Source organism: Pararhizobium qamdonense (assembly GCF_029277445.1).
In the GTDB taxonomy this organism is placed as follows: domain Bacteria; phylum Pseudomonadota; class Alphaproteobacteria; order Rhizobiales; family Rhizobiaceae; genus Pararhizobium; species Pararhizobium qamdonense.
Map to the genome: position 1 here is coordinate 513,712 of NZ_CP119566.1, position 15,370 is coordinate 529,081.

Here is a 15,370-nt window from a genome sequence, read left to right on the forward strand (position 1 = left end):
ACTCGGACGAGACCATTCTGAATGCTTCAAAAACTGCAATTCGAGCCGCCTGCCGGTCATGGCCAGGTGGGCGAAACCCAGACCGTACCCGCACAGCGCGATACCCGCCTCGATGTCTTCCGGGCGCTCTGCCTGCTGACCATTTTTATCAATCATGTGCCGGGGCAATATCTCGAATATCTAACGACCAAGAATTTCGGCTTCTCGGATTCGGCGGAGGCCTTCGTGCTGATCTCCGGCCTTTCGGCAGGGCTTGCCTACGGGCGCAAATTCACGATCGGCAACCGGCTTGCGCTCAGCCTGAAAATCTGGCGGCGCGCGTTTACGCTCTATATCGCGCATATCATGACCAGCATCATCACGCTGGCGATCTTTGCCGGCGGTGCGCTCTATTTCGGCCGTCAGGACCTGATCAGCGAGATCAATATCCGCCCTCTCGTCGATCACACAGAGCAGGGTTTTGTCGCCATGGTGCTGCTCGGCCATCAGCTCGGCTATAACAATATCCTGTCCATGTATGCTGTCGTCTTCCTGCTTCTGCCGGGCATGCTGTGGCTGTACGGGCGCAGTCCGTTCCTGCTGTTCATGGCATCGGCCGGCCTGTGGCTGGCGGCCGGGATCTTCACGATCGTGCCGATCAATTTTCTCGATGAAGGCTACTGGTTCCTCAATCCCTGGTCTTGGCAGTTCCTGTTCACCATCGGGATGATCTGCATGATGCGCGCGCGCGCCGGAAAGCCGATGGTGCGCAATCGGGTTCTAGTGGCAATATCAGCCAGCTATGTGACGCTATCCTTCTTCTGGGTGCTGCTGTCCTGGTGGAACATCGATTTTTCCTATGGCCTGCCGGCTGTGCTGACAGGGTTCGACAAAACGTTTCTGTCGCTGACGCGGCTGCTGCATGTTCTGGCGCTTGGCTATCTGGTGGCAGTGTTTCCGGTGTTCAGCCGCATCTCGCGGCTTCGGATCGATCATCCGCTTGTTCTGATCGGCCGGCATTCCCTGCCGGTCTTCATCTTCGGAACCATCCTTGCCATGGTTGGTCAGGTACTGCTGTTCGTGACGGGACGCGACCCGCTCTGGGGCTCGCTGTTCGTGCTGGCCGGTATCGGGCTGCACTTTGCCTATGCCCGCTATCTCGACTGGCTCGGTGGCCTGTCGCGCCCTGCGGCCGCCAAGGCATGAAAAAGGCCCCGGTGTGGGGCCTTCTCACTGTTTGGATCTTGACCTGATGATCAGGCGGCGGCGTGGCTCTTGCGGACGTCGTCGTCCGTCAGGATGCCGCTTGCCCGCAGCAGGGATGCAAACCGGCCATTGCTCTGGCTCAGTTCGTGGAAGCCACCCATCTCGACGATCCGGCCGTGATCCATGAAGATCACCAGATCGGCTTCGCGCACCGTCGACAGGCGATGGGCGATGATAAAGGTGGTGCGATCCTTGCGCAGGTTGTCGATCGCAGCCTTGACGCGGTTCTCGGTTTCGACGTCAAGCGCGCTGGTCGCTTCGTCGAGCACGAGGATCGGTGCATTCTTCAGGATCGCCCGGGCAATGGCGATACGCTGGCGTTCGCCACCGGACAACCGGTTGCCACGTTCGCCGACGCGGGTTTCGTAGCCATCCTGACGGCCCTCGATGAAGTCGTCTGCGGCGGCAGCCTGCGCAGCGGCCATGACGTCGTCCAGCGAGGCGTCTTCCCGGCCGAGGCGAATGTTTTCGCTGATCGAACGGTTGAGCAGGCCGGCATCCTGGAACACCGTGGCGATCGAGCGGCGCAGCGACTTGCGGGTGACGGTCGAGATATCGACGCCATCGACAAGGATCTGGCCACCGGCCGGCTCATGCACACGCTGCAGGAGATTGACCAGCGTCGTCTTGCCGGCACCGGTCGGGCCAACGATGGCGATCGTCTGACCGGCCTTTGCCGTGAACGACACATTGCGCATGCCTTCGGTCGAATTGGCGAAGTTGAAGGAAATGTCGCGGAATTCGACTTCGCCACGGACATTGTTCAACTCGCCGGCATCGGCAGGCTCTTCACGTTCACGCACCGAGTCTTCCAGCACGAAGAAGTCTTCCAGCTTGGCACGGGCTTCGAAAATCTGCGTCACGAAGGCTTTCATCTGGTCGAGGCGGCCAATCAGCAGGCCGGCAAAGCCGATGAAGGCAATGACGTCACCGATGCCGAGCTCACCCTTCTGCACCAGGAAGGTGCCGATGACGAGGATGGCCATCATCGAAATGGTCGAGGCCATGCGGTTCAGCGCGCTGGCCAGCGCCCACCAGTCGAGGACCGGCAACTGGGCGGAGATCAGCTTCTGGGTGAAATTCTTCAATTCGCGGGTTTCAGCCTCGATCCGGTTGTAGCTATGGACAACCGATACGTTGCTGATCGAATCGGAGACATGCGAGAAGACCGTGTGATAATGGTCCTCAACCGAAGCCTGACCTTCCTTGGTGCGGGTCATGACGAACTTGCCGACGACCACATAGAGCACGCCGAGGACGACGAGCACGAGCGACAGGCGAACGTCCATGGCAAAAGCCGTGGGAACCAGAAGCGTCAGCGCAACCGCAGTCGCCAGGTGCTGGCGCATGAATTCGAGCCAGAGGCCGAACAGCGTTTCGCAGGCGCGCAGCAGGGTATGCAGCGCGTTGGATGTGCCGCGCTGTGTGTGCCAGGACAGGGGCATCGAGATGATGCGGCCGAAAGCCTCGGTGATCAGCGTCGAGCGGCGGGTATGGGCCAGCCGGTCTGCCTCGCGGGCGACCAGGACGAAAGCGATCGTGTTGAAAACGCCAAGCGCTGCCCACATCAACAGCATGGGCGTAACCGTCTGTTTGGAGGTGATCGCGTCGATGATGCGACCGAATAGAATGGGCTCGGCAATCGTGATGACCGCCAGAACGATATTGGCGACAACGATGGCCGATACACGGAGCTTGTGGACGGCAAGATACTGAAGCGCTCTTGCATAGACCTGGAACAATGACACTGTCTTATCCCTCTTGGGCAGTTGGTTTGCGGTGCAATGAAAAAGCAACTGAGCATTTGCATCGCGGGAAATAGTTTCCGGGAAGAAAAGGCCGGTTCTCGGAAGTATTCATTCTCTCATCTTGGGCAGATGGAACGAAAATTCCAAAACTGAACGCCGTCTTCCTTCCGTCGTCATTCTCTTCAACCAACCGCACCGGAAATCATCTTTTCACTTCGCCGCGCAAACTTGATTATGATAAACCGGTGCCGCAACTGAAAATTACAGACACATGGAGTTGATCATTCATAGCTTGCTATTTTTTGCGCCTTGAAGTTCGTTGATGATGCAGTGTTAGGTGGTCTCTTGACTGATGCAGGGATTATCGCGTTTGCAACATGAATGGGTGCTGAACGGCATATTCATGTTGCGGAGCAGCGGATCGGTCGGAGATTGAAAAATCTTTTGGAAGGGCATTTATGAATATCACCTTGCTGGTGCAATTTTTGGCACTGATAGACGAGATGAAAAGCAGGGACGAAATTGTTCAGGAGTTCGAGCGGCTTCTGGATCACTATGGTTTTGACTTCTATGGCATTGTCCGCCAGCCCAAGCCTGATGAAAATCCGTTGAGCCTGCTGCTCGCCGGCCGCTGGCCGGAGGGTTGGCCGCAGATCTATATCAAGAAGAAATACGTCATCATCGATCCGACCATCCGCTATCTCGGCCACGCGCAGCGCGGCTTTCGCTGGCGCGATACGCTGGTGGCCTTCCGCTCCGATCCACACCGCAAGCGCATGGAGCGCATGATGGTGGATGCGCGCGGCCATGGCCTTCACGACGGCTATATCTTTCCGGTTCACGGACGCCGGGGCCTGCTCGGCAATATGACATTGGGCGGCCGGGTGGTCGATCTCAGCCCGGTCGAAATGAGCCTGTTCGACGCGATTGCCAAGAAGATATTCTGGCGCCTCCTGGAGCTTACCGATCCTTCGGTCCTTGCCGCCATGGTCTCCAATGTCGATGTACAGATGACCCGCCGCGAGATGGAAGCGCTGCACTATCTGGCCGATGGCATGACCTCCAACGAGATCAGCAAGATCCTCGACATCTCCACCCACACGGTCGATTGGTACATGAACGGTATCCAGGACAAGCTGAAGGCGAAAAACCGCCATCACGCCGTGGCCCTTTCGTTCCGGCTGGGGTTGATTTCCTGACCGAAAATGAATCGGTCTGCACCGCCAATCTGAAATTGAACTTCACCTCACGAAACGCTAATAATTCTTTTCGCGGTGCAGCATTACCGTGTTTCAAGTCTTGAGGAGTCCGACTTGCCCATCTCGAAAATCCTTGTCGCCAACCGTTCTGAAATTGCCATTCGCGTCTTTCGCGCTGCAAACGAACTGGGAATAAAAACGGTTGCGATATGGGCGGAGGAGGACAAGCTGGCGCTCCACCGGTTCAAGGCGGACGAGAGCTATCAGGTTGGACGCGGGCCGCATCTGGCCCGCGATCTCGGGCCGATCGAAAGCTACCTGTCGATCGAGGAAATCATCCGGGTCGCCAAATTGTCAGGCGCCGACGCCATTCATCCGGGTTACGGGCTTTTGTCCGAAAGCCCGGAATTCGTCGATGCGTGCAAGGCGGCCGGCATCATCTTCATTGGCCCGACCGGCGATACGATGCGCCGTCTCGGCAATAAGGTGGCCGCCCGCAATCTCGCCATCGAAATCGGCGTGCCGGTCGTTCCGGCAACGGAGCCCTTGCCGGATGATGCGGCCGAGGTTGCCAAGAGGGCCGAGGAGATCGGCTATCCCGTCATGCTCAAGGCCTCATGGGGCGGCGGCGGCCGCGGCATGCGGGCGATCCGCGATCCGAAGGATCTGGCGCGCGAGGTGACGGAAGCCAAGCGCGAGGCGATGGCCGCCTTCGGCAAGGACGAGGTTTACCTCGAAAAACTGGTCGAGCGTGCCCGCCACGTCGAAAGCCAGGTTCTCGGCGATACCCATGGCAATGTCGTGCACCTGTTCGAGCGCGACTGTTCAGTCCAGCGCCGCAACCAGAAGGTCGTCGAGCGCGCGCCGGCACCGTATCTCACCGAAGAGCAACGCCAGGAGCTTGCCAGCTATTCGACGAGCATTGCCAAGGCGACCAACTATGTCGGCGCCGGTACGGTCGAATATCTGATGGATATGGATACGGGCAAATTCTACTTCATCGAAGTCAATCCGCGCATCCAGGTCGAGCACACCGTCACCGAGGTGGTTACTGGTATCGATATCGTCAAGGCGCAGATCCATATCCTTGAGGGCTTTGCCATCGGCACGCCGGAATCCGGCGTTCCCAAGCAGGAGGATATCCGCCTGAACGGCCACGCGCTGCAGTGCCGCATCACCACGGAAGATCCGGAACAGAACTTCATCCCCGACTATGGCCGCATCACCGGCTATCGTTCGGCCTCGGGTTTCGGCATCCGCCTCGATGGCGGCACGGCCTATCCGGGCGCCGTCATCACCCGCTATTACGATCCGCTGCTGGTCAAGGTCACGGCCTGGTCGCCAAACCCGCAGGAAACGATCGCCCGTATGGACCGCGCGCTGCGCGAATTCCGTATCCGCGGCGTCGCAACCAACCTGACCTTTCTCGAAGCGATCATCACGCATCCGAAGTTCAAGGATAATACCTATACGACCCGGTTCATCGACACGACACCGGAACTGTTCCAGCAGGTCAAGCGCCAGGATCGCGCCACCAAGCTGCTCACCTATCTCGCGGACGTCACCGTCAATCGACATCCGGAAGCCAAGGGCCGGCCGAAGCCGAGCGCCGATGCTGCAAAGCCGGTCATTCCGCGGCTCCAGGGCGAGATTGCCGATGGCACCAAGCAGAAGCTCGATGCGCTTGGACCGAAGAAATTCGCCGAATGGGTGCGCAATGAAAAGCGCGTGCTTTTGACCGATACGACCATGCGCGACGGCCACCAGTCGCTGCTCGCCACCCGCGTGCGCACCTACGATATCGCCCGCATCGCCGGCACCTACGCTCGCGCCCTGCCCAACCTGTTTTCGCTGGAATGCTGGGGCGGCGCGACATTCGACGTGTCCATGCGCTTCCTGACGGAGGATCCTTGGGAGCGTCTCGCCAAGGTGCGGGAAGATGCGCCGAACCTGCTTCTGCAGATGTTGCTGCGCGGCGCCAATGGCGTCGGCTACAAGAACTATCCCGACAATGTCGTCAAATATTTCGTCCGCCAGGCGGCCAAGGGCGGCATCGATGTTTTCCGCGTGTTCGACTGCCTGAACTGGGTCGACAACATGCGCGTCTCGATGGATGCGGTGGCCGAAGAGAACAAGATCTGCGAAGCGGCGATTTGCTATACTGGCGACATCCTCAATTCCGCCCGGCCGAAATACGATCTGAAATATTACACGGCGCTTGCCGCCGAACTGGAGCGGGCCGGCGCCCATATGATCGCGCTGAAGGATATGGCCGGGCTATTGAAGCCGGCCGCAGCCACGGTGTTGTTCAAGGCGCTGCGCGAAGCGACCGATCTGCCGATCCATTTCCACACGCATGATACGTCGGGCATTTCCGCCGCGACGGTTCTGGCGGCGGTGGATGCCGGTGTCGATGTGGTCGATGCGGCCATGGATGCCTTTTCCGGCAACACTTCGCAGCCCTGCCTCGGTTCGATCGTCGAGGCGCTGCGCGGCTCAGAGCGCGATCCCGGCCTCGATCCCGAATGGATCCGCCGCATCTCGTTCTATTGGGAGGCCGTGCGCAATCAGTATGCCGCCTTCGAGAGCGACCTCAAGGGTCCGGCGTCGGAAGTCTACCTGCATGAAATGCCGGGCGGCCAGTTCACCAATCTCAAGGAACAGGCCCGTTCACTCGGTCTTGAAACCCGCTGGCACCAGGTGGCGCAGGCCTATGCCGATGCCAACCAGATGTTTGGTGATATCGTCAAGGTCACGCCATCCTCCAAGGTGGTCGGCGACATGGCACTGATGATGGTCAGCCAGGACCTGACGGTTGCCGACGTGAAAAACCCGGCCAAGGACGTGTCCTTCCCGGACTCGGTCATCTCCATGCTGAAGGGTGATCTCGGCCAGCCTCCGGGCGGATGGCCGAAGGACATTCAGGAAAAGGCGCTGAAGGGCGAGAAAGCCTATACGGAACGCCCAGGCTCGCTGCTTGCCGATGCCGATCTCGACGCCGAGCGCAAGGTGATCGAGGAAAAGCTGGAGCGCGCCGTCAGCGATTACGAGTTTGCCTCCTACCTGATGTACCCGAAAGTCTTCACCGACTATGCACTGGCCGCCGACACCTACGGCCCGGTCAGCGTGCTGCCGACGCCGGCCTATTTCTACGGCCTGACCGCCGGCGAAGAACTGCTGCCGGAACTGGAAAAAGGCGTCTCGCTGGTTGTCCAGCATCAGGCGATGAGCGAGCCCGACGAGCAGGCGATGGTCAAGGTGTTCTTCGAGATCAACGGCCAGCCGCGCCTGATCAAGGTTCCCGACCGCAACCGCGCAGCCTCCAGCACCGCCCGCCGCAAGGCGGATCTCGGCAACGCAGCCCATCTCGGCGCCCCGATGCCCGGCGTCATCTCGACGGTCTCGGTATCCGCCGGCCAGACGGTCAAATCCGGCGACGTGCTGCTCTCCATCGAAGCGATGAAGATGGAAACGGCCCTGCACGCGGAAAAAGACGGCACCATCGCCGAAGTCCTGGTCAAGACCGGCGACCAGATCGACACCAAGGACCTGCTGATCGTCTACGGGGTTTGAGGGCGCTTCGAATGAAAATGGCCGGGGAAACCCGGCCATTTTCATTTTCCTAGATATCGTAGCTATTCCCCGCGCTCAGCGAAGAGATGAACTTTTTCGTGCGCTCGCGTTCCGGGGCTTGGAAAATATTCCCGGGCGCGCCGCTCTCGACGATCAGTCCGCCGTCGAGGAAGAGGACCTGGTCGGCGACTTTGGAGGCGAGGCGCAGGTCGTGGGTGGCCATGATCATGGTCGTGCCCTCGGCGGCAAGACGGTTGAGGACCTCGACGACTTCCTCGGCAAGTTCGGGATCGAGTGCCGAGGTCGGTTCGTCGCAGAGCAGGACGCGGGGCGACGGGGCAAGGGCGCGGGCAATCGCCACGCGCTGTTGCTGGCCGCCGGATAGAGTTGCCGGCCAGGCGTCGGCCTTGTGCGACATGCCGACCTTTTCGAGCAGTTCCTGAGCCCGGGCTTTTGCCTTTTCCTTTGGCCACTTCAGGACGGTGACCAGTCCTTCCATGACGTTTTCGATGGCCGTCTGGTGCGGGAAGAGCTGGAAATTCTGGAAGACCATGCCGGTCTGGCGGCGCAGGCGCTGGATGGCGTCCCAGCCGGTCTTCCTGCCGGGTTCGAACGTGATCTGCTCTTCGCCGAGCTTGATCGTGCCCGATGTCGGGATTTCCAGCAGATTAACGCAGCGCAGAAGCGTGCTTTTGCCGCCGCCGGACGGGCCGACCAGCGCCGTCACCGTGCCTTCGGCGATCCGCACGCTGATATCCTTCAGGACGACATTGTCGCCGAAACGTTTTTCGATATGGGTCAGCTCGATCATGTGCGCGCCTCCAGGAAGCCGCCATAGCGGGCGAAGCGTTTTTCCAGCCGCACCTGCAGCGAGGAAAGAACAGAACTCAGCGCCAGATAGAGCAGTGCCGCTTCGATATAGAGGATCAGCGGCTCATAGGTGGTGGCGACGATGCGTTGTGCCGTCTGGAAGAGCTCCGGCACGGTGATGGCGGCGGCAAGTGATGTGTCCTTCACCAGCGAGATGAACGTGTTCGACAAGGGCGGTACGGCGACGCGTGCGGCCTGCGGCAGGATGGTGCGGCGCATGGCCTGGCTCCAGCTCATGCCGATCGAATAGGCGGCCTCCCACTGGCCGCGCGGCACCGAGGAGATGACGGCCCGGATGATCTCGGAAGTATAGGCGCCGATATTGAGCGTGAAGCCGATGAGGGCGGCCGGGAAGGCGTCGAGCAGGATACCGAGGCTCGGCAGGCCGTAGAAGATGACGAAAAGCTGGACAAGCAAGGGCGTGCCGCGAATGACCCAGACGTAGAACCGCGCGATGGCGACCAGCGGCTTGGGCGCGAACAGCCGTGTGACGGCGGTCAAAAGCCCCAGTGCCAGGCCGAGCGTGAAAGAAAGCAGCGTCAGCGGGATGGTGAAGATCAGCCCGGCGCGGATGAGCGGCCAGAGCGAATCGAGCATGAGTTGAAGCCAAGGGGGCACGGCTATTCTTTCGTGGGGTTTATGACGTGAGCAGAATACACGTCCTTTTAAGCAGAGATACCCCTCGCATAAGGGCAGGGCCGTCGTCTATGACCTGAGGGAGGATCGGAGTGATGTCCGTATTTTGCCCGCCTCAAGAGATGTGCCGGGCGGCTTCGAGGGGGCTTTGGTCAAGCTGGGGCCGGACATATGGGGCGTGTGGCCCCCTCATCCGGCGCGGTGCGCCACCTTCTCCCCGCTGGGGAGAAGAGGGAGGGCGCTGCAGGCCGTGTGCGTGTCCCCTCCTTTTTCGGGGAGGGGACTTTGCCTGTTACCTGTAATTACTTCGAAACGTCGGCGCCGAAATATTTCTGTGAGATGGTCTCATAGGTGCCGTCGGCCTTGATCTCGGTCAGCGCTTTGTTGATGGCTTCGAGAAGTTCCGGCTCGCCCTTGCGCACGATGATGCCGGAATAATCGGCATTGGCCTGTTCAGCGGCGATCTTGACCGGCGCGTCCGGCTTCTTCTTCTTGAAGTCGAGGAAGGACAGGCTGTCATTGATGGTGGCATCGGCGCGGCCCGTCAGGACCAGCTGGATCGACTGGTCGAAGCCGTCGGTGCCGATCAGTTCAGCGCCGGACGCCTGCGCCAGCTTGCCGAAATTGCTGGTGAGCGACTGGGCGGAGTTCTTGCCCTTCAGATCCGGAAAATCCTTGATCTCGGCATTGTCGGACTTGACGATCAGAACGGCCTTCGAAGCGATATAGGGCTCGGAGAAGTCATACTTCTTCTTGCGCTCTTCGGTAATGCCGACCTGGTTGATGACGGCGTCGTAGCGGTTGGCATCGAGACCGGCGATCAGGCCATCCCATTTGCCTTCGAGGAATTCGGCCTTGACGCCAAGCTTCTGAGCAACGGCCTCGCCGATTTCGACGTCGAAGCCGACGAGCTTGCCGCTTTCGTCATGATAGGTGAACGGGGCATAGGTGCCTTCCGTGCCGATCTTCAGCGCGCCGGCCGATTTGACGGCTTCCAGGTTTTCACCGGCAAAAGCAGATCCGGAAACCAGCTGGGCAAAGGCGGCAGCGGCGAGAAGTGTGGGAACCCATTTCATTTTATTTTTCCATCTTTTGGTCCGGCCGTTTGCCGGTGTGGGGGGACAATCGCATGCCGCTTTATCCATGACAGCGCACAAAACTTCATTGTTCCCTGCAGGAGCGAAAGGTTTTTCTCATATTCACATGGTTTCCACGCAAAATTGGCGCAGAGCGCTTAAAATCAAGGCCGGGTGCTGATTTTTGCGGCAGGGCTTTCAGAGACTCATCCAAAAACATCAATAAATCGATTGAAATTCCGGCAATCTACATTTATGCACGTTTATGCCGATTTACACGCGTTTATCCGTGATTTGAGTTTTCATGCAGACAGAACTGCTTTTACGACAGAGACAGAGCCTCATCCAGGACCGGTTGCGGTTGTCAGGCCGCGTGCTGGCGGTTGATCTGGCCCAGGAGTTCAACGTTTCTGAGGATACGATCCGCAGGGACCTGCGCGAACTGGCGGCAGCCGGGCTTTGCGAACGGGTCTATGGCGGTGCGCTGCCGGTCGCGCCGGGCGGCACGACGCTGGTCCAGCGCGTCGGCGAGGCGCTGGGGCGCAAGGCGGCGCTTGCTTCAGCCGCCGTGCCCTTCATCACATCAGGCATGACTGTGTTTTTCGATGCGAGCTCGACCAATCTTGCGATCGCCCAGGCGCTTCCAAGCGGGCTGGAGCTGACGGCGGTGACCAATACGCCGCTGATTGCAGCCGAACTGATGAAAAATCCCGGTGCCGATATCATTCTTATCGGCGGCAAGATTGCCCGGCAGGTTGGGGCCGCAGTCGGCGCCAAGGCGCAGCGCGACGTGTCCGTGCTGCGGCCGGATCTGTGCATCCTTGGGGTTTGCGGCGTCGATCTTGCGGCCGGATTGACAGCTTTCGAATATGAGGATGCGGAATTCAAGCGGCTCGTGGCCCGCAACAGCGCTGCCGTGATCGCGGCCGTCACCAATGACAAGCTCAGCACATCGGCGCCGCATGCGGTCATCGCGGCGCAGGAATGCCAGACGCTGATCGTCGAGCATGACGCCGCCAAAGACAAAACCGAACTCTACGAAACCCAAGGCATTACAGTTGTTTATGCAGGAGAAACAAGATCATGAGGATTGCCCATGTCGCACTCTGGACCACAGACCTCGATCGTCTCTGCCGCTTCTGGGCAGATATCTTCGGCGCCACCGTGGGTGATCTTTACGAAAGCGCGCGGCGTCCCGGCTTTTCCTCGCGGTTTCTATATCTGAAGGACGGCCCCTCGGTCGAGGTCATGCAAGGCCCCTGGATCAGCGCAGAGAATGGACAGGCCGAGCGCCAGGGCTATGCTCATTTGGCGCTGTCTCTGGGCAGCCGCGAGGCCGTCGATGCGCTGGCGGCGAAGGCTGCGGCATCGGGCATCCTTTTATCGCCGGCCCGCATGACCGGGGACGGCTTCTACGAGGCTGTGCTGAGCGATCCCGACGGCAACCCCATCGAAATCACGGCCTGACGCCGTCACCACGTTCTACAGGAAAAGACCATGGACCAGCATCGTATCAACCCGCCGCAAGCCGCCGTCCGGCAACCCTATATGCCAAAAACGCGGCTTGCCGTTTCGCTGCTGTTCCTGATGAACGGCTTCGTTACCGGTAGCTGGGCGCCCAAAATCCCGGAATTCAAGGACAGGCTCGGCATTAGCGAAAGCGTGCTCGGCCTGCTGATCCTTGCTTTCGGTCTGGGGTCGCTGGTGCTGATGCCGATTGCCGGCGGGTTTATTGCAAGGCTCGGGTCGCAAAAGGTGGTGAAGGTAACGGCGATCCTGCTGTCGCCGATGCTGCTGCTGCTCACGCTCCTTCCCAATGTCTGGACGGCGGTGATCGGCATGATCCTGCTTGGCGGGTTCGTCGGCGCGATGGACGTGGCGATGAATGCCAATGCGGTCGAGGTCGAAAAATCGATGCGGCGGGCGATCATGTCGTCCTGCCATGCCTATTGGAGCCTTGGTGGTCTGATCGGCGCTGCGAGCGGCGGCCTCATCATGGCGCATTTCGGCGTCTATGCGCATGCCATTCTCGTCACGCTGGTCTGCCTTTCGGTGCTCACGATTGCCTGGCCGATGATCCTTGCCGACCAGCCGCATCCGGATACGGCCAAGCAAAAATTGCGGCTGCCATCCAATCCGCTGCCCTGGCTGATCGGACTGGTCGCCTTGTTCTCCATGGTGCCGGAAGGCACGGTGCTGGATTGGGGCGCGCTCTACCTGCGCAACGAACTCGGCGCTTCCGTTGCCATGTCCGGGTTCGGCTTTGCCGCCTTCTCGGCCACGATGGCGATCATGCGCTTTGCCGGCGACCATGTCCGCGACCGGTTTGGGGGTGTGAGAACCCTGCGCGTCTGCACGCTGACGGCACTGGTCGGCCTCGTGCTTGCCGGCCTGGCGCCCAACGCGCCGCTCGCTATTCTCGGCTTTGCGCTCGCCGGTGTCGGCATTTCCAACATGGTGCCCATCGCCTTTTCGGCCGCCGGCAACATGCCGGGCCTGGCGCCGGGTATCGGCCTGTCGGTCGCCACGTTCATGGGCTATTCCGGCATGCTGTTTGCGCCGTCGCTGATCGGTTTCGTTGCGGAACATACCGGCTTCTCGATCATCTTTACCTGCGTGCCGATCCTGTTCATCGTCGTTCTGGCGCTGTCGCATCACGCCGTGCATGCCGATCCGAAGGAGCGTGGGTGAATGATGATTGACTTTTGCAACGGCCCCTCGAGATCTCCCTCTTCTCCCCCAGCGGGGAGAAGTGCCGAGCGAATGCGAGGCGATGAGGGGGGCTTCGGCGAAGCCGGAGCCAGATAAAGTGGTCTTCGGCCCCCCTCATCCGCCCTTCGGGCACCTTCTCCCCGCCGGGGAGAAGAGGGAGTGCGCCGAAAACCCTTGGTAGAAAGCACTGACAGGATGAGCCGATTGGCGCGGCAGACATCAATTCGCCGTCAATCCATGAATGTTGCCGTTGACAAGGCGGCTTTCCTCATCCACCTCAGGGAAAGTCGCCGCAACAGCACGTGCAAGGGGCTTTCATGTCTTCCGCCTTCGATTACGAACCGCAACCCCGCAGGGCCTCCGTTGCCGTCGATGTTGGCGGGGTGATCGTCGGAGGATCGGCGCCCGTGGTCGTCCAGTCGATGACCAATACCGATACGGCCGATGTCGATGCGACCGTCGCCCAGGTGGCTGCTCTTCACAGGGCAGGCTCGGAACTGGTGCGCATTACGGTTGACCGCGACGAGAGTGCGGCTGCGGTGCCGAAGATCCGCGAGCGTCTGGAACGGCTTGGCCTCGATGTGCCGCTGATCGGCGATTTCCATTATATCGGCCACAAGCTTCTTGCCGATCATCCGGCTTGCGCCGAGGCGCTGGCAAAATATCGCATCAATCCGGGCAATGTCGGCTTCAAGGCGAAGAAGGACAAGCAGTTCGTCGAAATCATCGAACGCGCCATCCAGTTCGACAAGCCGGTGCGTATCGGCGTCAATTGGGGCTCGCTTGACCAGGAGCTTCTGACCCGCCTGATGGATGACAACCAGGCCAAAGGCTTTCCGCTGACGGCGCAGCAGGTGATGCGCGAAACCATCGTGCAATCGGCGCTGATTTCGGCCGAGCTTGCCGAAGAGGCAGGCCTTGCCCGCAACCGCATCATCCTGTCGGCCAAGGTCTCCAACGTCCAGGATCTGATCGCCTGCTACGCGATGCTGTCGTCGCGCTCCAATCATGCGCTGCATCTGGGGCTGACGGAAGCCGGCATGGGCTCGAAAGGCATCGTTTCCTCGGCGGCCTCGCTCGGCATCCTGATGCAGCAGGGTATCGGCGATACCATTCGCATTTCATTGACGCCGGAGCCCGGCGGCGACCGCACCCGCGAGGTGCAGGTGGCGCAGGAGCTGCTGCAGGTCATGGGCTTTCGCCAGTTCATTCCGGTCGTGGCCGCCTGTCCGGGGTGCGGGCGCACCACATCCACGGTGTTCCAAGAGCTGGCCCAGAAAATCGAGGGCGATATCCGCCGCAACATGCCGGTCTGGCGCGAGAAATATCCGGGCGTCGAGGGCCTGAAGGTCGCGGTCATGGGCTGCATCGTCAACGGACCCGGCGAAAGCAAGCATGCCGATATCGGCATTTCGCTGCCGGGTACGGGCGAGCTTCCGGCCGCCCCGGTCTATATCGATGGCAAGAAGGCGCTGACGATCCGCGGCACCAATATTGCCGGCGATTTCGAGACGCTTGTCGGCGAATATATCGAACGGCGCTTTGGCCAGGGCCAGGCGGCCGCCGAATAGGCTATAGTTTTACGGTCAACAGCTTGAGGCCGGCAAAGGCGAAAAACCCAGCCATGGCGCCTTCGATCCAGCGGCGGGACTTTTTGTAGCCGCGGTGTACTGGCTCGATCGAAAACAGCAGCGCAAATCCCATGAAAATGATGATACCGAGCACCATGCAGCCGCCGATCAGGATCGGCATGACCTGCGGCGCATCCTGCGGCGTGCCGAGCGATACCAGCGTCAGCCAGGAAAAGATCGCCTTCGGATTGGTCAGGTGGATGCCGAGCCCCTTGAAGTAGAGACGGCGCAACGACGGTGGCTGTTTCTCGAGCGGCAGGGTGGCCTCTGTCTCCTTCCGCATCGCCGATTTCAGTGCCTTGAACGCCAACCAGAGCAGATAGAGCCCGCCGGCAATCTTGAGGATGAACAAGGCGTTGCCATAGGTGCTGATCAGCGCCGAAAGCCCTGCGGCTGCCAGCATCGCCCAGGTATAGGACCCTGTCAGAACACCAAAGGCCAGCGCCAGTCCGGCATTGCGGCCCCGGCTGACGGCCGTCGAGATGATGGCGACGACGGCCGGGCCCGGCGAAGCTGTGGCGATGACATAGGCGCCCCAGGCGACCATCAGTTGCGGCAGGTAGGGCAAAATGGTGGACATGCGGCAATCTCCGGGCAGCGCTTTCAAGCGCGGCAGGGCGCCATTTTGCAGACGGCGCCGATAAAGAAAACGCGCATTCTTGTTGCGGTGACAATTTTGG

The 15,370-nt window shown here is 60.3% G+C and carries 12 protein-coding genes; 7 read left to right on the top strand and 5 right to left on the bottom strand.

The features are described 5' to 3' along the window. Window positions 1-21 precede the first annotated feature (21 nt). Window positions 22-1,185 carry an OpgC family protein gene (locus PYR65_RS02500; RefSeq protein ID WP_276119780.1) on the top strand — a complete coding sequence of 388 codons (1,164 nt, stop codon included), beginning with the start codon at window positions 22-24 and terminating at the stop codon, window positions 1,183-1,185. A gap of 50 nt (window positions 1,186-1,235) precedes the next feature. Here PYR65_RS02500 and PYR65_RS02505 read toward each other — a convergent pair whose 3' ends face one another. Next, on the bottom strand, window positions 1,236-2,993 hold the full coding sequence (locus tag PYR65_RS02505; RefSeq protein ID WP_060638527.1) for a glucan ABC transporter ATP-binding protein/ permease: 1,758 nt from the start codon (window positions 2,991-2,993) through the stop codon (window positions 1,236-1,238). A 458-nt stretch (window positions 2,994-3,451) separates the two neighbouring features. Between PYR65_RS02505 and PYR65_RS02510 the strand changes: the two genes are divergently transcribed. Together PYR65_RS02510 and pyc are read left to right on the top strand one after the other, a co-directional pair. After that, window positions 3,452-4,192: a LuxR family transcriptional regulator gene (locus PYR65_RS02510; protein ID WP_060638526.1), complete on the top strand. Its 741-nt coding sequence runs from the start codon at window positions 3,452-3,454 to the stop codon at window positions 4,190-4,192. A 114-nt stretch (window positions 4,193-4,306) separates the two neighbouring features. Further along, a complete protein-coding gene (pyc, locus tag PYR65_RS02515; protein ID WP_276119781.1) occupies window positions 4,307-7,765 on the top strand; it encodes a pyruvate carboxylase in 3,459 nt (1,152 codons plus the stop codon). A gap of 49 nt (window positions 7,766-7,814) precedes the next feature. Here the strand turns inward: pyc and PYR65_RS02520 are convergent, their stop codons facing one another. From PYR65_RS02520 to PYR65_RS02530, 3 genes are all read right to left on the bottom strand, one after another. Further along, window positions 7,815-8,576: an amino acid ABC transporter ATP-binding protein gene (locus PYR65_RS02520; protein WP_276119782.1), complete on the bottom strand. Its 762-nt coding sequence runs from the start codon at window positions 8,574-8,576 to the stop codon at window positions 7,815-7,817. Beyond that, entirely contained in the window at window positions 8,573-9,253 is a 681-nt protein-coding gene (locus PYR65_RS02525; protein ID WP_060638523.1) for an ABC transporter permease subunit, read from the bottom strand. Before PYR65_RS02525 ends, PYR65_RS02520 begins: the two co-directional genes overlap by 4 nt. Window positions 9,254-9,573: 320 nt before the next feature. Beyond that, window positions 9,574-10,347, bottom strand: a complete 774-nt coding sequence (locus tag PYR65_RS02530) for an amino acid ABC transporter substrate-binding protein (protein WP_276119783.1) — start codon at window positions 10,345-10,347, stop codon at window positions 9,574-9,576. 304 nt (window positions 10,348-10,651) lie between these two features. Here PYR65_RS02530 and PYR65_RS02535 point away from each other — a divergent pair, with 304 nt between their 5' ends. From PYR65_RS02535 to ispG, 4 genes are all read left to right on the top strand, one after another. After that, window positions 10,652-11,434, top strand: a complete 783-nt coding sequence (locus tag PYR65_RS02535) for a DeoR/GlpR family DNA-binding transcription regulator (RefSeq protein ID WP_276119784.1) — start codon at window positions 10,652-10,654, stop codon at window positions 11,432-11,434. Beyond that, the gene (locus PYR65_RS02540) at window positions 11,431-11,814 is read left to right on the top strand and encodes a VOC family protein (protein ID WP_276119785.1); all 384 of its coding nucleotides are present in this window, start codon (window positions 11,431-11,433) and stop codon (window positions 11,812-11,814) included. Before PYR65_RS02535 ends, PYR65_RS02540 begins: the two co-directional genes overlap by 4 nt. A gap of 30 nt (window positions 11,815-11,844) precedes the next feature. Next, window positions 11,845-13,038 (top strand): MFS transporter, encoded by a 1,194-nt coding sequence (locus tag PYR65_RS02545; RefSeq protein WP_276119786.1) that lies wholly within the window; start codon window positions 11,845-11,847, stop codon window positions 13,036-13,038. A 338-nt stretch (window positions 13,039-13,376) separates the two neighbouring features. Next, window positions 13,377-14,630: a flavodoxin-dependent (E)-4-hydroxy-3-methylbut-2-enyl-diphosphate synthase gene (ispG, locus tag PYR65_RS02550; protein WP_276119787.1), complete on the top strand. Its 1,254-nt coding sequence runs from the start codon at window positions 13,377-13,379 to the stop codon at window positions 14,628-14,630. A gap of 1 nt (window position 14,631) precedes the next feature. Here ispG and PYR65_RS02555 read toward each other — a convergent pair whose 3' ends face one another. Next, window positions 14,632-15,270, bottom strand: a complete 639-nt coding sequence (locus PYR65_RS02555) for a LysE family translocator (RefSeq protein ID WP_276119788.1) — start codon at window positions 15,268-15,270, stop codon at window positions 14,632-14,634. Between the last annotated feature and the right edge of the window lie 100 nt (window positions 15,271-15,370).